Here is a 19987-nt window from a genome sequence, read left to right on the forward strand (position 1 = left end):
TTTTCCACCTTCTTCATTTTGAAAATAGAAGGGACTTATGAAATACTTACTTTCTTACTTTAAATCCTACATCAAAGAGTCTTTCCTAGCACCCTTGTTTAAGCTGCTAGAAGCTGTTTTTGAACTCTTGGTTCCCATGGTAATAGCAGGGATTGTTGACCAATCTATCCCTCAAAAAGATCAGGGTCACCTCTGGATGCAAATGGGACTCCTCTTTGTGTTTGCAGTTATTGGCGTCCTAGTTGCCTTAGTTGCTCAGTTTTACTCAGCCAAGGCAGCTGTCGGATTTACCAAGGAGTTGACCAATGACCTCTATCGTCATATTCTCTCTTTGCCTAAGGATAGTAGAGACCGTTTGACAACTTCGAGTTTGGTGACGCGTTTGACTTCAGATACCTATCAGATTCAAACAGGTATTAATCAATTCTTGCGCTTATTTTTAAGGGCGCCTATTATTGTTTTCGGTGCCATTTTTATGGCTTATCGCCTCTCGCCTGAATTGACCTTCTGGTTCTTGGTCATGGTTGCCATTTTGACCTTTGTCATTGTCGTGTTATCACGCTTGGTCAATCCTCTTTATAGCATTTTGAGAAAGAAAACAGACCAGCTGGTTCAGGAAACGCGCCAACAACTACAAGGGATGCGCGTGATTCGTGCTTTTGGTCAAGAAAAACGAGAGATCAAGAATTTCCAAGTACTAAACCAAGTTTATACGGCTATCCAAATGAAAACAGGCTACTGGTCTAGTCTATTGACCCCCTTGACCTATTTGATTGTCAACGGAACTTTGCTGGTGATTATCTGGAATGGTTATATTTATATCCAGGGAGGCTGGCTCAGTCAAGGTGCCTTGATTGCCTTAATCAACTATCTCCTGCAAATCTTGGTAGAGTTGATAAAACTAGCTATGCTCATTAATTCACTCAACCAGTCCTATATTTCTGCCAAGCGGATTGAAGAAGTCTTCGCTGAACAACCTGAAGATATACTGGCAGAAATTGCGCAAAAAGAAACTTCCTCGAACCAGTCCTTACGAGTTGAACATTTATCCTTTACCTACCCAGATGCTGCCCAACCTTCGCTAAGTGATATTTCTTTTGATATGCAGCAGGGGGAGATTCTTGGTATCATCGGGGGAACTGGTTCTGGTAAGTCAACCTTGGTACAAGTCCTACTTGGGCTCTATCCGGCAGATAAGGGAAGAATTTCCCTTTATCGAGATGGACGTAGTCCTCGCGATCTTTCTGAATGGCGTTCTTGGATGGCCTATGTCCCTCAAAAAGTTGAACTCTTTAAGGGAACCATCCGTTCCAACTTGACTTTAGGTATGGAAGAAACAGTCTCGGACCAAGAACTCTGGCAGGCCTTGGAAATTGCCCAGGCCAAGGACTTTGTCAGTGAAAAGGAAGGTCAGCTGGACGCAGAGGTCCAAGCGGGTGGCCGAAATTTCTCAGGTGGACAAAAGCAACGTTTGTCTATCGCTCGAGCAGTCTTGCATCGAGCACCTTTTCTCATCTTGGATGATGCGACTTCAGCCCTTGATACCATCACCGAGTCCAGTCTTCTAAAGGCCATTCAGGAGAACTTGCCAAATACGAGCTTAATCTTGATTTCCCAACGGACTTCAACCTTGAAGATTGCAGAGCAGATTCTTCTTTTAGAGAAAGGTCAGCAATTAGCACTTGGAAATCATGAGGAATTGATGGAGACTAGCCAAGTCTATCGTGAAATCAATGCATCCCAACATGGAAAGGAGGACTAGAATGAAAGGCAAACATGCAAGTCAAACCCTTAAACGATTAGCAAAAGATTTAGCTGGCCATCCCGTCCTTCTTTTCCTGGCTTTCTTGGGTACCATTGCTCAGGTAGCCCTATCGATCTATCTACCAATCTTGATAGGACAGGTGATTGACCAAGTCCTAGTCGATGGTTCATCCCAGCTATTTTGGCAGATTTTCCTCCAGATGATTTTGGTGGTCATTGGGAATACGCTGGTACAATGGGCCAATCCTCTCCTCTATAATCGACTGATTTTCTCCTATACCAGAGATTTGCGCGAAAGAATCATTGAAAAGCTCCATCGTCTTCCGATTTCCCTTGTAGATAGACAAGGTAGTGGGGAAATGGTCAGCCGTGTGACGACAGATATCGAGCAGTTGGCAGCGGGTCTGAATATGATTTTCAACCAATTTTTCATAGGAGTTTTGATGATTTTGGTCAGCATCCTTGCTATGCTCCAAATCCATCTATTGATGACTCTCTTGGTTCTGCTCTTAACACCTCTATCTATGGTCATTTCACGCTTTATCGCTAAGAAATCCTACCATCTCTTTCAAAAGCAGACAGAGACTAGGGGGATTCAGACTCAGTTGATAGAAGAATCGCTCACCCAACAGACTATAATCCAGTCCTTCAATGCTCAGGAAGAATTTATCGAGAGACTTCATGAGGCAAATGACAACTACGCAAGTTATTCTCAGTCGGCTATCTTTTATTCATCAACAGTCAATCCTTCGACACGATTTGTCAATTCCCTTATTTATGCCCTTCTTGCAGGTGTTGGGGCCTTGCGCATCATGGCGGGTTCTACTTTGACGGTTGGGCGTTTAGTGACCTTTTTGAACTATGTGCAGCAGTACACTAAGCCTTTTAACGATATTTCATCGGTCTTAGCTGAGTTGCAAAGTGCATTGGCTTGTGCAGAACGTGTTTATACTGTTTTAGAAAGCCCTGAGATTATAGAAACTGGTCTTAAAGAATTGAACAGCGACCAAGTCAAGGGAGCTATTTCCTTTAAGCATGTCTCCTTTGGCTATATTCCAGAAAAAATCTTGATTAAGGACTTGTCTATTGATATTCCAGCTGGTAGTAAGGTTGCCATCGTTGGACCAACGGGTGCAGGTAAGTCCACTCTTATAAATCTCCTCATGCGTTTTTACCCGATTAACTCTGGAGATATTTTATTGGATGGTCATTCGATTTATGACTATACCCGAGCTTCTCTTCGACAGCAGTTTGGGATGGTGCTTCAAGAAACCTGGCTCAAGCAAGGAACCATTCATGACAATATTGCTTTTGGAAATCCTGGAGCAAGTCGAGAGCAGGTTATTGCAGCAGCTAAGGCAGCAAATGCGGACTTCTTTATTCAGCAGTTGCCACAGGGTTATGATACCAAGCTTGAAAATGCAGGTGAATCCTTGTCTGTCGGTCAGGCTCAGCTCTTAACCATTGCTCGTGTCTTTCTAGCCATTCCTAAGATTCTTATCTTAGATGAAGCAACCTCATCCATCGATACCCGTACCGAGGTTCTGGTTCAGGATGCCTTTGCCAAACTCATGAAAGGACGGACAAGCTTTATCATCGCCCACCGTTTGTCAACCATTCAGGATGCTGATTTGATTCTTGTCTTGGTGGATGGAGATATTGTCGAACATGGTAGCCATCAGGAACTCATGGCGAGAAAAGGCAAATACTATCAAATGCAAAAAGCAACAGCCTTTAGTCTAGAGTAAATCGTAAAACGTTTTTAATCCAATAAACAAAAAGAAAAGTTGCCTTCGGGTGACTTTTTTGTTACAATAGCTAGAAAAATTATCCAGTATGAATTCCCATTTAGAAAAGGGGCCTATTGATGAAAGTCTTTCAGCATGTAAATATCGTGACTTGTGACCAAGATTTCCACGTTTATCTGGATGGGATTTTAGCTGTTAAAGAATCCCAAATCGTCTATGTCGGTCAGGAAAATCAAGAGATTCTCAAACAAGCAGATCAAATCATAGACTATCAGGGTGCTTGGATTATGCCTGGCTTGGTTAACTGCCACACCCACTCTGCCATGACAGGCTTGAGAGGGATTCGTGATGATAGCAATCTCCACGAATGGCTCAATGACTATATCTGGCCAGCAGAAGCTCAGTTCACACCAGAGATGACCACAAAGGCTGTCAAAGAGGCGCTAACAGAGATGCTCCAGTCAGGAATGACAACATTCAACGATATGTACAATCCCAATGGAGTGGAGATAGAGAAGATTTATGAGGTGCTCAAGGCATCCAAGATGCGATGCTATTTTTCTCCAACCCTCTTTTCTTCAGATGTGGAGACGACAGACGAGACTATAGCCAGAACGCGTGCTGTTATCGAGACAATCAAAGGATATCAGGATCCCAATTTCAAGGTGATGGTGGCTCCGCATTCGCCCTACAGTTGTAGTCGAGATTTGCTGGAGGCAAGTCTTGAGCTAGCAAAAGAAGAAGACATTCCCCTTCATATCCACGTTGCAGAAACACAGGAAGAGTCAGGAATTATCCTGAAGCGTTATGGCAAACGTCCAATAGCCTTTCTAGATGAACTTGGCTATTTAGATCATCAGGCTGTCTTTGCCCATGGTGTGGAGTTGAATGAAGCAGAAATTACCCGCTTGGCAGATTCGCAAGTTGCCATCGCCCACAATCCTATCAGTAACCTCAAACTAGCTTCAGGTATTGCACCAGTTGTTCAACTTCAACAAGCTGGAGTGCCAGTCGGTATCGCAACGGACTCAGTCGCTTCTAATAACAACCTTGATATGTTTGAGGAAGGACGCACCGCAGCCCTTTTACAGAAAATGAAGAGTGGAGATGCCAGTCAATTTCCAATCGAAACAGCCCTCAAGGCACTGACCATCGAGGGTGCTAAGGTGTTGGGAATGGAAGATGAAATTGGTAGCCTAGAAGTCGGTAAGCAAGGTGATTTTCTCGTCATCCAACCGCAAGGAAAAATCCATCTCCAACCTCAAGAAAACATGCTGTCTCACATTGTCTACGCTGTCAAATCCAGTGATGTTGCTGACGTCTATATTGCTGGTCACCAAGTCGTGAAAGACGGTCAAGTGTTGACAGTTAACTTGTAAAAAGTAGTATAAATTCTCTAAATCTCATGGGAAATTTCTTGTGAGGTTTTTAAAATTTTGCTAGAAATCAGGCGAGTAGACCTCTTACAGAAATATATTGATAATAAATTGGAGAAACACCGATTAGATAAATAAAAAAAATTGTGGTATAATAAAACGATACAATTAAAGGAGTATGTATGGACATTTCAGAAATTCGTCAAAAAATTGACGCCAATCGTGAAAAATTAGCTTCTTTCAGGGGGTCTCTTTGACCTCGAAGGTTTAGAGGAAGAAATTGCCATTTTGGAAAACAAAATGACAGAACCTGATTTTTGGAACGATAATATTGCGGCCCAAAAAACGTCGCAAGAATTAAACGAACTTAAAAATACCTATAATACCTTCCACAAGATGGATGAGTTGCAGGATGAAGTTGAGATTTTACTGGACTTTTTGGCAGAGGATGAATCCGTTAAGGATGAGTTGGTCGAAAAACTCGATGAGTTAGATCAGATGATGACTAGCTACGAAATGACCCTTCTCTTGTCAGAACCCTATGATCACAACAATGCTATCCTTGAAATCCATCCGGGTTCAGGGGGAACAGAGGCTCAAGACTGGGGCGATATGCTCCTTCGTATGTATACTCGCTATGGAAATGCCAAAGGCTTCAAGGTTGAGGTTTTGGACTACCAAGCAGGTGATGAAGCAGGAATCAAGTCAGTAACCTTGTCTTTTGAAGGACCAAATGCTTATGGTCTTCTCAAGTCAGAGATGGGAGTTCACCGTTTGGTCCGAATCTCACCATTTGACTCTGCTAAACGTCGCCACACCTCATTTACTTCTGTAGAAGTTATGCCAGAATTGGATGATACCATCGAAGTTGACATCCGTGAGGATGATATCAAGATGGATACCTTCCGTTCAGGTGGAGCAGGTGGACAAAACGTCAACAAGGTTTCAACAGGTGTCCGCTTGACTCACATTCCGACAGGGATCGTCGTAGCATCAACCGTCGACCGTACTCAGTACGGAAACCGTGACCGTGCTATGAAGATGCTTCAGGCAAAACTCTACCAGATGGAGCAGGAAAAGAAAGCTGCTGAGGTAGACTCGCTCAAGGGTGAGAAAAAGGAAATTACATGGGGAAGCCAAATCCGCTCCTATGTATTTACGCCTTATACAATGGTGAAAGACCATCGTACAAACTTTGAAGTAGCGCAAGTAGATAAGGTTATGGATGGAGACCTAGATGGTTTCATCGATGCTTATCTGAAATGGCGTATTAGTTAAAAGAAAGGAAGTCACATGTCAATCATTGAAATGAGAGATGTTGTCAAAAAATACGACAACGGGACAACAGCCCTACGTGGCATCACTGTAAATATCGATGCAGGAGAATTTGCCTACATCGTAGGACCTTCAGGTGCTGGTAAATCAACCTTTATCCGTGCCTTGTATCGTGAGGTCAAAATCGATAAAGGAAGCTTGCAAGTTGCAGGTTATAACCTGGTTAAGATCAAAAAGAAAGATATTCCGTTCTTGCGTAGAAATGTCGGAGTAGTCTTTCAGGATTACAAACTTTTGCCAAAGAAAACCGTTTATGAGAACATTGCCTACGCAATGGAGGTTGTCGGTGAAAGCCGTCGTAACATCAAAAAACGTGTTATGGAAGTCTTGGACCTTGTCGGTTTGAAACACAAGGTTCGTTCATTCCCAAATGAGCTTTCAGGTGGTGAGCAACAACGTATCGCCATTGCGCGTGCTATCGTAAACAATCCTAAGGTTTTGATTGCCGACGAACCAACAGGTAACTTGGACCCAGATAACTCATGGGAAATCATGAACCTCTTGGAACGTATCAATCTTCAAGGGACAACTGTTTTGATGGCGACCCACAACAGCCAAATCGTAAATACCTTGCGCCACCGCGTTATTGCCATCGAAAATGGTCGCGTGGTACGTGATGAAGCGAAAGGAGAGTACGGATACGATGATTAGTAGATTTTTCCGCCATCTATTCGAAGCTTTAAAAAGTTTAAAGCGTAATGGATGGATGACCATTGCTGCCATCAGTTCAGTAATGATTACCTTGACCTTGGTTGCTATTTTTGCGTCAGTTATTTTCAATACTGCAAAATTGGCAACTGATATCGAAAACAACGTCCGCGTCATGGTTTATGTTCGTAAAGACGTTGAAGACAACAGTCAAACCATTGTAAAAGAAGGTCAAACAGTCACGAACAATGACTACCACAAGGTCTACGATGCCCTCAAAGCCTTGCCAGCTGTTAAAAATGTAACCTTCTCAAGTAAAGAAGAACAGTACCAAAAGCTGACTGAAACTATGGGTGACGAGTGGAAGGTGTTTGAAGGAGATGCAAACCCTCTTCATGATGCCTATATCGTAGATACTAATTCACCAAGTGATGTAAAACCAGTAGCTGAAGAAGCTAAGAAAATCGAAGGTGTCTCTGAAGTTCAAGACGGTGGTGCCAATACCGAACGTCTCTTCAAGTTGGCTTCCTTCATCCGTGTTTGGGGATTGGTCATCGCAGGACTCTTGATCTTCATCGCAGTCTTCTTGATTTCAAATACCATCCGTATCACTATCATTTCACGTAGTCGTGAGATTCAAATCATGCGTTTGGTTGGTGCTAAGAACAGCTATATCCGTGGCCCATTCTTGCTAGAAGGTGCCTTTATCGGATTGTTGGGAGCAGCTCTTCCAGCAGTTCTGGTTTACTTTATCTATAACCGAGTATTCCAATCAGTCAACCCATCCTTGGTTGGACAAAACCTATCTTTGATTACACCAGATATCTTTATTCCAGTGATGATTGGTCTCTTGTTCCTCATCGGAATCTGTATCGGTTCACTTGGTTCAGGAATCTCAATGCGTCGATTCTTGAAAATTTAAGTCAAAGAACTTGATAAAACACATAGAAAAGTGGGATGTCATCAAGACTTCACAGATCTTGATGCCCCGCTTTTTCTTTCGGTCTTGGGGCTCAGTCGCTTGCCAATTTTGGGTAAAGAGTGTATGATAGGAAAGGACCTTTTTTACTAATATGAATAATGAATGAGGAAAAGATGAAACAATTTTTGGAAAAAGTGAGTATACTCTCCCTATCGTTAGTATTGATCACATCGTTTTCAATTTCGAGTGCCCTGCCAGCCATGTTTGACTATTATCAGGGCTACTCAAAAGGCCAGGTCGAGCTCTTGGTCAGCCTTCCATCCTTTGGAATTATGGCTATGCTTTTACTGAACGGAGTTCTCGAGCGTATTTTCCCTGAACGTCTCCAATTAACTCTGGGACTTTTGATCTTGTCAATCAGCGGAATCGCTCCCTTCTGGTATCAGGGCTATTACTTTGTCTTTGCGACCCGCTTGCTATTTGGACTTGGAGTGGGGATGCTCAACGCCAAGGCTATTTCTATCATCAGTGAACGTTATCACGGAAAAACTCGTATCCAAATGCTTGGTTTTCGTGGATCGGCTGAGGTCGTAGGAGCCTCTATCTTGACGCTGGCAGTCGGTCAGCTCTTAGCCTTTGGCTGGACAGCAACCTTCCTAGCCTATGCAGCTGGTCTAGTGGTTCTTGTACTCTTCCTTCTCTTTGTCCCTTATGGAAAAGCAGAAACTCATGAGTCCAAGCATCAGACAGAGGAAGCAGTGAGATTGACTGCTTCTATGAAAAAGCTCATTTTCTTCCTTGCCATTGCAGCTGCGGTCATTGTATGTACCAATACGGCCATTACCTTCCGTATTCCTAGTCTCATGATTGAGGCAGGCTTTGGAGATGCTCAGTTATCCAGTCTAGTCCTTAGTGCCATGCAGTTGATTGGGATTTTAGCCGGAATCAGCTTTTCTTTCCTGATTTCTGCCTTCAAGGAGAAACTTCTATTGGTCGCTGGTATTACCTTCGGTATTGGGCAAATCATCATTGCTCTTTCCCCATCACTCTGGGTGGTGGTTGCAGGTTCTATCCTGGGAGGATTTGCCTACAGCATCGCTCTGACGACAGTCTTTCAGTTGATATCTGAGCGAATCCCAGCAAAACTCCTTAACAAAGCGACTTCCTATGCGGTTTTGGGTTGCTCTTCTGGTGCATCTTTAACATCATTTGTGCTATCAGGGATTGGCTTCATAACTACGGATGGTCGAATGACCTTTATCATACTAGGGACATGGATGATTGCTACATCTGTGCTTGTTTCCTTTTTATTGAAAAAAGAAGCTTAACAAAGAAAAACTCAAGGATGAATCCTTGAGTTTTTTGTCTATTAGCCAACCATTTGCCAAAAGTAATCAATGATATAGGTCAAGCCATAGGTATAAACAACCAGGGTAAAAGGCTTGGTCAAGATGATAATGGTCATGTAGCGTTTGAAGCTCATCTTGGTCAGAGCAGCCAACATACAGAGAAAGTCAGCCGGACTGACTGGCGAAATCATCATAAAGATAAAGAAACGGTCAAAGCGATTGCCCTCATCCAGCCAACCGATATACTTGTCATAGGTGCGCTTGCTGACCATAGACTGGACAAAGGGCGCTCCGTAGAGACGCACCAGGTAAAAGATAATGGCGCAACCAATGACAATACCGATATAGTTATAAATAGTCCCGATGATGTGACCGTAGATAAAGATACCTGCAACGGAGGTCAGAGCACCTGGAATGATAGGAACAACCGTCTGTAAAATCTGTAAAAAGATAAAGAGTGGTGGCCCCCAGATACCCGCCTGTTGGATAAAGGCAGATAGGGTTTCCTTGGAGTGCAAAATTCCAGCCTGATAGGCCCAGATACAGAATATTAAAGTACCAACTCCACCGACGATGGATGAAATATTGATTGCTTGCTGTAGAAGGGGAGAAACAGCTTTCATTTCTTTCTCGTGTGACATGTAAACTCCTCTTGTGTAGTATGATTCTACTATACCATATTTTAGGGAGAAAGACTACATGGGATACTTCGTGTGACTTTGCCTCAAGTATGGTAAAATGGGAATAAGAAAATGATAGCTTAGAATGAGGAAAATCATGTTAGGATTGAAGTTTAATGGCACTTGGCGCAACTACCAAAAACAAGTCTTGGACAACTTTCAGGAATACCAAGCAGATGGCCATGTCCACTTGGTGGCAGCGCCAGGTTCTGGTAAAACAACCATAGGAATCGAGTTGATTGCTCGCTTTGATAAGCCTGCCCTGGTTTTGGTACCGACGGTGACCATCCGGGAACAATGGGTGGATAGGATTCGCCAGGCCTTTTTAGAGGATGAGAACCAGGTCACAAGTCTCGTGTCTCAAAATCTCAAGGACATGAAGCAAATCACCATCGCCACCTATCAAGCCTTTCACAGCGCTATGCAACAGCTACAATCTCAAGAAGATAATGGCGAGGTTGAGGACTTTGTCGGCTTTGACCTGCTTGCTAGACTCAAGGAAAAAGGCGTCGAAACCCTCTGCCTGGACGAATGCCATCACTTGAGAAATGAATGGTGGAAAAGCCTAGAAGACTTCCGTAAAAATTACCAACAACTGCAAGTCATCTCTCTCACTGCGACACCACCTTATGACAGTGAACCAGAACTCTGGGATCGCTATCTCCAGATGTGTGGTGAGATCGACCAAGAAATCACGGTGCCAGAACTGGTCAAGGAAGACACCCTCTGCCCTCACCAGGACTTTGTCTATATCTGTTTTCCGACCAAGGAAGAAGACAAGCGCCTGGAAGAATTTGAGGACACCAAGTGGCAATATGTCAGCCAACTAGTCGTTGATCCTGACTTCCAAGAGTTGATTCGGAGTTCCAAGGTTCTCAAAGGGGAAATCTCTGCGGATATGCTCCTAGAAGATCCCAAGTATCTCTCAGCGCTCCTCATATATCTACAGTCTCAAAAACTGGAAATTCCTAAGCACTTACGAGATTTACTGGGGGCGGAAGGCTTGCCTGCTCTTAATTACTACTGGCTCGAAGTCCTCTTGCAAGGCCTTCTCTATCAGACACCTGATTGGTATGAGGATCCGGAGGAAACAAAGAAAAAGATAGAAGCAGAACTGAAATCAAGAGGACTGATTGAAAAACGTCAGGTCTTCTTGGTAAAATCAAAGGCCAATGACCAAATCCTCAACCAATCTCTAGGAAAACTGGCTGGCATCGCATCTATCTTTGAAACCGAGTATGCCAGTCTAGGTCAGGACTTGAGACAGTTAGTCTTAGCGGACTATATCCGCAAGGATTTTGCCAGTTATCTGGGAGATGACCAAGCGCCAATCACGCAATTAGGTGTCCTCCCTTACTTTGAAACCATTCGCCGAAGTGCGCAAAAACAAGGTCTTTCTGTCCCCATAGCAGTCCTTTCCGGTAGTGTCGTTATCATACCGGCCAGTGTCAAGGAAGAACTCGAAGCGCTCATCCCAAATACTAGCTTGACCTTCTCTGCCATCGGAAAACTCGACCAAGGCGCCTATCTCCAAGTAGGATTTCCATCTAGCTTTAAGGGGATGGTCGCAGCAGTGACTGAGCTCTTCCAACGTGGTTCTATCCAGGTCTTGGTCGGCACTAAGTCACTCTTGGGAGAAGGGTGGGATGCGCCTTGTGTCAACTCTCTCATCCTAGGAAGTTTTGTCGGAAGCTTTATGCTGAGTAATCAGATGCGAGGCCGTGCTATCCGTATCTGGCCAGGACATCCAGATAAGACCAGCAATATCTGGCATCTAGTAGCCATCAAACCGTACAAAAACCCAGCCTTTTCAAATGAAAATCAAGAAGAACAAGACCTCAATCCATATCAGGACCTACAAACCCTTGCCCGTCGAATGGACCATTTCCTTGGCTTGTCCTATAAGGAAGATACCATTGAAACAGGTCTGGATCGCTTGAACTTTCCTGAGTTCCCATTTAAGAAAAAGAAACTCGAAGACTACAACGAGAAGATCAAGGAACTATCCAAGGATCGCGCCTCTCTTAGTAAAAAATGGCAGGAATCTCTCATCGTTGCGGATAAGATTGAGATTGTTAATGAAGTTGCGACCGACAGTAAACGAATTCCTCTGCTTGCCCTAGCGGATGCTGAAAAGTGGCTTCGCTATGCATTGATGGTCTTTGCCATTAGTCTCCTAACCTATGTCTTTAGACTAACCTTCTTTACCTTGCCATGGCTGACCGCTCTTTGTGTTCTCTTTCTAGCTATCACAGCCTTTCGTTATTATAACTACAAGAGTCCTTATAAACGCTTGCGCCAAATCGGTGAAGCTATTCGCAAGGTCATGGTGACTGCAGGGCATTTGTCAGATAACCAGTCGCGCGTGCAGGTCGATGAGGACAAGGAAAGTTTTAACGTCTTTGCCTATCTAAAAGGTGGAAGCATGCGAGACAAGGAACTCTTTTCGAGGGTTTTAGGAGAATTCTTTGCGCCAGTGGACAATCAACGCTACCTCTTAGTCGCTAAAAAAGCACCAGCCGGCCAATCCAAATATTTCGTAGTCCCTAGTCTCTTTGAAAAACGCAAGGAAGATGCCCAGCTCTTCCAAAATGCCGTCGCACCAAACATAGGCAACTACCAACTCGTCTATACCCGCAACGAAGCAGGCAGAAAAATCCTGCTCGAAGCCAGACTCAAATCCCTAGCCAACAAAAACGACCGCATCATCACCAAGAAAAAGGTCAAAAGTGCTTTGAAGTAGGAATATGATATAATAGTAAATAATTAAGATTAACAGATTGTGGAGAGTGAATATGCAATCAACCATTGATAAAATAAATAAATTTCGAGATGATAGAGATTGGAGAAAATTTCATAACGAAAAAGATTTAGCGATTTCAATTTCGATAGAAGCAAGTGAACTTTTGGAATTGTTCCAATGGAAACAACCTGAAGAAGTTACAGCCAAATCTCTTGAAAGAATTAAAGAAGAGTTAGCAGATGTACTAATATACTCAATGATGTTAGCTGATAATTTAGATTTGAATATAGACAATATAATTGAAGAGAAATTAGAAAAAAATAATGAAAAATATCCAGTTTCTCGTAGTAAAGGAACGAATAAAAAATATACTGAATTCTAGTGTTAAGTAACTAATATGAGTAAAATATCTAAACCAGTAATTGAAGAAGTAAAATATGAAAGTGGCTCATTAGACACTTTACAGGAAACTTTAAAAATCAGTTTTCGTGATGAAAACAAGATGCTTTTATTTGAATATCCAACTCTGTATATCGTAAATGATAAAAATTCAGATGGATATAGTGTTTATGTAGGTGAAACCACAGATATTGTACGTCGTACAAATCAACATTTAGGTGAAATCAGAGAAGATTGGATGAAATTTTCAAAATCGAATACCACTAAAATGTTTGTTATAGGTCATCGTCACTTTAATAAGTCTTTGACACTTGATATAGAGAATAGACTAATGTTGTATTTGTCAAGTGTTGATAAGGTTTCAAGTATTCAAAATAGGCGAGGAAATCCTCAAAATAAATATTATACTTCTAATGAGATTGATGAAATTTTTACCAAGATTTGGCGTTCATTAAATAAGAAAAATCAGTATTTGTTTCCAGCTGAAAGTATTGTTAGAAATTCCGCAATTTTTAAATCTTCTCCTTTCCATAAATTAACCAATGAGCAAATAAAAGCAAAAAATGAAATCATTTTTAAAATTACTTCAGCACTGAGTAAGAGCGAGTTTGGAACTTTAATCTTGGTTAAAGGAGAAGCTGGTGCTGGTAAAACGGTACTAATGAGTTCTTTAATTGATGATTTATTGAATTCTGACGATACAGAATTTATAAGAGAAAATAATGCAATAAATCTAGTTGTCAATCATGACGACCAATTAAGTGTCTATAAAGAAATTGAGAAAAAACTTGAGTGGAAAAGTGGCTCAACTCTTGATGTTGCTATGAAACCAACCCAGTTTTTAAATGCATTGAAAAAACAAAATGTAGATGCTGGTGTAGTCGTTATTGACGAAGGACACTTACTTTTAACAGCAAAAAATCAAGCTTATCAAGGTGGTAATCATTTAAAGGATATTCTTTCAAAATCTAAAGTAGTCGTTCTAGTTTATGATGATAATCAAATAATGAATAAATCCCAAATATGGGTAGATGATTCATTTTTGACTTTACAACATCAAGCAATGGTTTCTGGTAATTTAATTGAATTAAATAATCAAATGCGTATAAAAGCTAGTGAATCAACAATTAGTTGGATTAGAAATATCATTGATAAAAGAGAAATTACCAAATTAAAAGAAGACAAGAACTATGATATACAAATATTTAATTCTCCGAAGGAATTACAGGATGCTATTAAATTAAAAGACAAGAATCAACATTTAGGGATTTCTAGATTGACAGCAACTTATGATTGGGAATATAGTAGTCAATCTAAACCTAAAGATAAAGATTATTGGTGTGTGGAAATAGATGATTGGTCATGCCCGTGGAACAGAGAATTACCTAGAGATAAAAAATCCTCGAAACTATCTTGGATTGAGCAACCACAAACTATTAATGAAGTTGGTTCGACCTTTACAGTGCAAGGTTTTGATTTGAATTACGCTGGGGTAATTATTGGTCCATCAGTTAAATACAGAAATGGTAAAATCATGTTTGATATTTCTGAAAGTAAAAATAAAGGTGCGGTTCAAAATAGAAAACTCGAAAATGGTGAAATGAAGAACTTTGGTGAAGATCTTTTGAAAAATGAATTAAATGTTTTATTAACTAGAGGAGTAAATGGACTTTATATATACGCAGTAGATGAAGAACTTCAAGAAGCTTTAAAAGAGGCAATTTTATAAGTACATAATGTAAGAAATAATGTTTTTGACTCAAACATAGTATAATGTCAATTATGAATAACAACAACCAACGTGCCCTTTGTCAGCAACTCTGGGCGGAAAACAAATACCTTGTTTTGAGCCATTCCAGCAATATTTACAAGGACATTCGCCAGTATCTCAAGCAAGAAGTGGTGGAGCTAAGTCAGGTTCAGGAGATGATTGACCGTGCCTGCCAGATTCCAGAGCACAGGGGTCAGGTTTGCAATGCCTTCCAGCATATTTGGGGCTATTTTAAAAAGCAAGCTAGCCTTGACGAGCGCAAAGACTATATGCTCTTGCTGGATCGCTACCGCTTTGGTCAGGCTTCCAAGCAAGACTTGATTGCTAGGACTAGAGATTTGCTTGAGCGTTACCCAAATGCTTATCTGCAAGATTCGACCTTGCTGAAAGGAGACTCCCATGAGACTTTGGCATGAGGCTTTGATTTCACAACTTCCCCGTCCGCAGCTCTTGGGACAACATCGAGAGTGCTGCGCCCTGCGTGGCAATGGCTGGGGCAGAAAGCATGCGACGGTTGACTATGTCTTTACCCACTCGCCCTATCGTCTCTATGCCTATCATCGTTTGATCATGGAGGAGATGGCTAGCCGTGGCTACAATGTCAGTCCAGAGTGATTGGATAAGAACTACCGTGGCAAGACCTGTCCTTCCTATGAAGACTTAGCAGAGGAAAAGCTGAATAGTCCTATCTATAGCGAACATGATGCTACCTACTATGAAGAGTGTCTGGCTAATCTTCGAGACAAGGGGATAGAGCTAGAGTAAGAGTTAGGATTAACTCTAATTTAGAACTCTTTTCGTATTTTTTCGAATAATAAAAATGAGACCTTTAGAATGATTCTAAGGTCTTCTTTTTATAAGTATTTGGATTTACTTTTAATAACTTTTAAGTTATAATTTAATTGAAAAGAGGTTGCTTGGTGCACACAATTTACTTCTATAAGGACAAAAATGGAAATGAGCCAGTCTTGGATTATATGAGAGAACTGGCTAGTCGTAAAAGTAAAGATAGTCGCATAAAACTCAATAAACTAAACGACTATATTGAGTTGCTTAGTCAGCATGGGACTAGAGCTGGTGAACCCTATATGAAACATTTGGAAGATGAGATATGGGAATTAAGACCTCTTAGGGATAGGATTTTATTTGTAGCTTGGCTTGATGGGAGTTTTGTTCTTTTACATCATTTTGTCAAAAAGACTCAAAAGACCCCTAGGAGAGAGATTGAAAAAGCCAAGCGTGAACTGAAGGACTTAAAAGAAAGAGGAGTAAGTGATGAAAAATAGTGCCATTGGGAGTAACTGGAAGGATGTTCGGTCTCAACTCTTTACCAAGGAGGAAATTCTTGAAAGTGATATGCGAGTAGCTATCATGAGTGAATTAATCGAGGCTAGACGTGAGCAAGGTATCAGTCAGAAAAAACTAGAAGAACTCAGTGGAGTGAGCCAGCCTGTCATAGCCAGGATGGAAACTGGCAAGACCAGTCCTCAGTTAGATACCGTCTTAAAAGTTCTTGCCAGTTTAGGCAAGACACTAGCAGTCGTCCCACTTGAACAGGAAAATAGTTGAGAATCAGTGCCTATAGTCTTTTCTAATAGCAAGCCATAGTCAGCTTTCAGATTACTGGAATTTTACAATAAATGTAGCATCCTTAAAAGGCTATCAATCTATATTTACCAAAGGATTTGGGGAATCTTTTCCAAATCTTTTTTTGTACTTCAAACAACGATATAGTTTCAAACTATATCAAAGCCTAATTTTTTACAATTATACAGACGCTTTCTTTTCTGTTAAGATAGTTTCAACAACAATTTTTGGAGGACAAAACATGTCAACTACAATTATCGGTTTCCCTCGTTTAGGTGAATTCCGCGAATTAAAATTTACAACTGAAAAATACTTTAGAAAAGAAATCTCAGAAGAAGAACTCTTGGCTGCGGCTAAAGAATTACGTGCTAAACACTGGAACATTGTAAAAGAAAAAGGCATCACTGAAATCCCATCAAATGACTTTTCTCACTATGACAACTTCCTAGATGCTGCCTTCCTTTTCAACGTAGTTCCTGCATCTGTTCAAAACTTGGAATTATCAGAACTTGAGCGCTACTTTGCTTTGGCTCGTGGTTACCAAGGTGAAAAAGGGGATGTTCGTGCCCTTCCGATGAAAAAATGGTTTAACACTAACTACCACTATATCGTTCCTAAATTTGAAAAAGACACTCAAGTAAAATTGGCTGGTCACAAGATCTTTGATGAGTTCCAAGAAGCTAAAGAATTGGGTCTTAACACTCGTCCTGTCCTTGTAGGTCCATTCACGTTCCTTCAATTATCAGACTATGAAGAAGGCGTGAAAGCAGAAGACTTCGTAGATAGCTTAGTAGCTGCTTACCAAGATGTTTTTGCGAAATTGGCTGAACTTGGTGCAACTCGTATCCAACTCGATGAAGCTGCTCTTGTCAAAGACTTGACAGAAGAAAAAGCCCTATTCTTGAACATCTACAACAAACTCTTAGCTGACAAGAAAGGTCTTGAAGTCTTGCTTCAAACTTACTTTGGAGACGTTCGTGACGTTTACGCTGACCTTGTGAAATTGCCAGTAGATGCGATCGGTCTTGACTTTGTTGAAGGTAAGAAAACTCTTGAACTCGTTAAAGGTGGTTTCCCAGCTGACAAGACTCTTTATGCAGGTATCGTCAATGGTAAGAACATCTGGCGCAACAACTACGAAAAGAGCTTGGCTGTTCTTGAGCAAATCCCAGCTGAAAATATCGTTTTGACAAGCTCATGCTCACTTCTTCATGTGCCATTTACAACTGCTAATGAAGAATTTGAACCAGCTATCTTGAACCACTTTGCATTTGCAGTTGAAAAATTGGATGAGATCCGTGACTTGGATGCTATCCTCAATGGTCAAGGTGCAGAGGCTCTTGCAGCAAACAAAGAACTCTTTGCGACTGAACGTGTTGGTGAAAATGCGGAACTTCGTGCTCGTATCGCTGGATTGACTGACGCAGACTACACTCGTTTGCCAGCCTTTGCAGAACGTGAAGCAATCCAAGAAGAAGCTTTCAAACTTCCAGCTCTTCCAACAACTACCATCGGTTCATTCCCTCAAACTAAGGAAGTACGTGCTAAACGTTTGGCCTTCCGTAAGGGTGAATTGTCACAAGAAGAATACGATGCCTTCCTTGCTGAGACTATCGACGAATGGATCAAATGGCAAGAGGAAGTTGGATTTGACGTGCTTGTACACGGTGAATTCGAGCGTAACGACATGGTTGAGTACTTCGGTCAAAACTTGTCAGGTTACCTCTTCTCTAAGAACGGTTGGGTACAATCATACGGTATGCGTGCGGTTAAACCACCAATCATCTGGGGTGATGTGACTCGTCTCAACCCTATCACTGTGAAATGGTCTAGCTACGCACAAAGCCGTACGGACAAACCTGTTAAAGGTATGTTGACTGGACCTGTTACAATTCTTAACTGGTCATTCCCACGTGAAGACATCTCTATCAAGGATTCTACTCTTCAAATTGCTCTTGCTATCAAGGATGAAGTTCTTGACCTTGAAGCTGCAGGTGTGAAAATCATCCAAATCGACGAGGCTGCTCTTCGTGAGAAATTGCCACTTCGTCGTAGCGACTGGTACGAAGACTACCTTGACTGGGCTATTCCAGCCTTCCGTTTGGTACACTCAACAGTAGCACCAGACACACAAATCCACACTCATATGTGTTACTCAGAATTTACAGATATCATCCCAGCTATCGACAACATGGATGCAGACGTTATCTCATTTGAGGCTAGCCGTTCAAACCTTGAAATCTTGGACGAACTCAAAGCGAAAAACTTCCAAACAGAAGTTGGACCTGGGGTTTACGATATCCACTCACCTCGTGTGCCTAATGAAGGCGAAATCGACCACACAATCGAAGCTATCCTTGCTAAAGTTCCAAGCAAGAAAGTTTGGATCAACCCTGACTGTGGTTTGAAAACACGTGGTATTCCAGAAACGAAAGAAAGCTTGATCCGCCTTGTAGAAGCTGCCAAAGCTGCGCGTGAGAAATTGTAAGAAAAGACAGTTCTCCCTACACGGTTGATCAGTAAGAAATCAACTAGAAAAGGTTCATAAATATGTCACGTCAAACACCGTCCCTCTCATTTGAAGTTTTCCCTCCAAACCCAGCAGTAGGCAATGACAAAATTATTGCAGCCCTAAAAGATATGCAGGGCTTGGCACCACACTTTATCAGTGTGACTGCCAGCAATAATAAATTTAATATCAAAGAGACGACGGTTCGTTTGGCAGACTATATCCAAAATGACTTGGAGATTCCGACCATTGCTCACTTGCCAGCTATCTATCTGACCAAGGATAAGGTGGCTGAGACTATTGCAGATTTGGATAAGGTTGGGGTTCAGAAAATCTTGGCTTTGCGTGGAGATATTATTCCGGATGTGGAGCCACAAAAGGATTTTCGTTACGCCACAGACTTGATTGAGTTTATCAATGAACAGGCACCGCACTTTGAAATTATTGGTGCTTGTTATCCAGAAGGACACCCTGATTCGCCAAACCAAATCTCAGATATTCAAAATCTCAAGAAAAAAGTAGATGCAGGCTGTTCAAGTCTTGTCACTCAGCTTTTCTTTGACAACGAGCGTTTCTACGATTTCCAAGATAAATGTACCTTGGCTGGGATTGATGTTCCTATTCATGCTGGTATCATGCCAATCCTCAATCGTAACCAAGCGCTTCGTCTCTTGAAGACTTGCGAGAATATCCATCTTCCACGTAAGTTTAAGGCTATCTTGGACAAGTATGAGAATGACCCCGAGTCACTCAGAGCGGCAGGACTTGCCTATGCCGTAGACCAAATCGTGGACTTGGTAACGCAAGATGTAGCAGGAGTACATCTCTACACTATGAACAATGCAGACACAGCTCAGTACATCCACCAAGCAACCCATGCCTTGTTCAATCACCAATCTTAAAATAAACAAAAGCAAACCATTCTTCTTTTCATAGAGGAATGGTTCCTTTTTGATAGAAAAGACCGTACTTTTTAAGAAAAATATGATAAAATAGACTCTGTACGTACTTGATACAAAGATGAGGGTATAAACGATATTTAAGCAGTCTTAATCTTATGTCAAAGAGATGTAAGTTAAAGAATCAGATCTAAAATAATTTCGGAGTTGAACACGGGCTAAATCCCTAGTGAAAAAGATAGATTTCCTGGTGTGCA

16 protein-coding genes and 1 pseudogene are annotated in these 19987 nt (G+C 41.6%); 16 read left to right on the plus strand and 1 reads right to left on the minus strand.

What is annotated here, in order from left to right; all coding sequences use genetic code 11:
- The first annotated feature begins 37 nt into the window (after positions 1 to 37).
- The 7 genes from ACXYSK_RS00445 (at position 38) to ACXYSK_RS00475 (ending at position 9121) form a co-directional block, all read left to right on the plus strand.
- A complete protein-coding gene (locus ACXYSK_RS00445) occupies positions 38 to 1762 on the plus strand; it encodes an ABC transporter ATP-binding protein (protein ID WP_458624659.1) in 1725 nt (574 codons plus the stop codon).
- 1 nt (position 1763) lies between these two features.
- Complete coding sequence (locus tag ACXYSK_RS00450) at positions 1764 to 3512, plus strand: ABC transporter ATP-binding protein (RefSeq protein WP_458624660.1); 1749 nt, start codon at positions 1764 to 1766, stop codon at positions 3510 to 3512.
- A gap of 119 nt (positions 3513 to 3631) precedes the next feature.
- The gene (locus tag ACXYSK_RS00455; protein WP_458624661.1) at positions 3632 to 4891 is read left to right on the plus strand and encodes a TRZ/ATZ family protein; all 1260 of its coding nucleotides are present in this window, start codon (positions 3632 to 3634) and stop codon (positions 4889 to 4891) included.
- A 179-nt stretch (positions 4892 to 5070) separates the two neighbouring features.
- A protein-coding gene (prfB, locus tag ACXYSK_RS00460) for a peptide chain release factor 2 (protein ID WP_100249482.1) occupies positions 5071 to 6166 on the plus strand; the annotation gives its coding sequence in 2 pieces (ribosomal slippage) (positions 5071 to 5142 and positions 5144 to 6166; 1095 coding nt in all).
- Positions 6167 to 6181: 15 nt separating this feature from the next.
- A complete protein-coding gene (ftsE, locus tag ACXYSK_RS00465) occupies positions 6182 to 6874 on the plus strand; it encodes a cell division ATP-binding protein FtsE (RefSeq protein ID WP_004251332.1) in 693 nt (230 codons plus the stop codon).
- A complete protein-coding gene (ftsX, locus tag ACXYSK_RS00470) occupies positions 6867 to 7793 on the plus strand; it encodes a permease-like cell division protein FtsX (RefSeq protein ID WP_458624662.1) in 927 nt (308 codons plus the stop codon). Before ftsE ends, ftsX begins: the two co-directional genes overlap by 8 nt.
- Before the next feature lie 173 nt (positions 7794 to 7966).
- Positions 7967 to 9121 (plus strand): MFS transporter, encoded by a 1155-nt coding sequence (locus tag ACXYSK_RS00475; protein WP_458624663.1) that lies wholly within the window; start codon positions 7967 to 7969, stop codon positions 9119 to 9121.
- Positions 9122 to 9162: 41 nt separating this feature from the next.
- Here the strand turns inward: ACXYSK_RS00475 and ACXYSK_RS00480 are convergent, their stop codons facing one another.
- Positions 9163 to 9783: a TVP38/TMEM64 family protein gene (locus tag ACXYSK_RS00480; protein WP_458624664.1), complete on the minus strand. Its 621-nt coding sequence runs from the start codon at positions 9781 to 9783 to the stop codon at positions 9163 to 9165.
- Between the two features lie 136 nt (positions 9784 to 9919).
- On the opposite strand from ACXYSK_RS00480, the gene ACXYSK_RS00485 reads away from it, so the two are divergent.
- The 9 genes and pseudogenes from ACXYSK_RS00485 to metF all read left to right on the plus strand — a co-directional run bounded on the left by ACXYSK_RS00485 (position 9920) and on the right by metF (position 19733).
- Complete coding sequence (locus ACXYSK_RS00485; protein ID WP_458624665.1) at positions 9920 to 12565, plus strand: DEAD/DEAH box helicase family protein; 2646 nt, start codon at positions 9920 to 9922, stop codon at positions 12563 to 12565.
- Positions 12566 to 12617: 52 nt separating this feature from the next.
- Entirely contained in the window at positions 12618 to 12947 is a 330-nt protein-coding gene (locus ACXYSK_RS00490) for a nucleotide pyrophosphohydrolase (RefSeq protein ID WP_254726892.1), read from the plus strand.
- Between the two features lie 15 nt (positions 12948 to 12962).
- Positions 12963 to 14693: a DUF2075 domain-containing protein gene (locus ACXYSK_RS00495; protein WP_458624666.1), complete on the plus strand. Its 1731-nt coding sequence runs from the start codon at positions 12963 to 12965 to the stop codon at positions 14691 to 14693.
- A 53-nt stretch (positions 14694 to 14746) separates the two neighbouring features.
- Entirely contained in the window at positions 14747 to 15151 is a 405-nt protein-coding gene (locus tag ACXYSK_RS00500; protein ID WP_458625395.1) for a YbgA family protein, read from the plus strand.
- Positions 15135 to 15500 (plus strand): annotated as a pseudogene (locus ACXYSK_RS00505) (TIGR02328 family protein). The gene ACXYSK_RS00500 and the pseudogene ACXYSK_RS00505 overlap by 17 nt, the downstream one beginning before the upstream one ends.
- Before the next feature lie 155 nt (positions 15501 to 15655).
- Positions 15656 to 16021: a type II toxin-antitoxin system RelE/ParE family toxin gene (locus ACXYSK_RS00510; protein ID WP_000556946.1), complete on the plus strand. Its 366-nt coding sequence runs from the start codon at positions 15656 to 15658 to the stop codon at positions 16019 to 16021.
- A complete protein-coding gene (locus ACXYSK_RS00515; protein WP_049508415.1) occupies positions 16011 to 16304 on the plus strand; it encodes a helix-turn-helix domain-containing protein in 294 nt (97 codons plus the stop codon). Before ACXYSK_RS00510 ends, ACXYSK_RS00515 begins: the two co-directional genes overlap by 11 nt.
- Positions 16305 to 16563: 259 nt before the next feature.
- Positions 16564 to 18810, plus strand: a complete 2247-nt coding sequence (gene metE, locus ACXYSK_RS00520) for a 5-methyltetrahydropteroyltriglutamate--homocysteine S-methyltransferase (protein ID WP_458624667.1) — start codon at positions 16564 to 16566, stop codon at positions 18808 to 18810.
- A gap of 62 nt (positions 18811 to 18872) precedes the next feature.
- On the plus strand, positions 18873 to 19733 hold the full coding sequence (metF, locus tag ACXYSK_RS00525; RefSeq protein ID WP_458624668.1) for a methylenetetrahydrofolate reductase [NAD(P)H]: 861 nt from the start codon (positions 18873 to 18875) through the stop codon (positions 19731 to 19733).
- The last annotated feature ends 254 nt before the right edge of the window (positions 19734 to 19987 follow it).

It is taken from the genome of Streptococcus sp. V919, assembly GCF_054353475.1.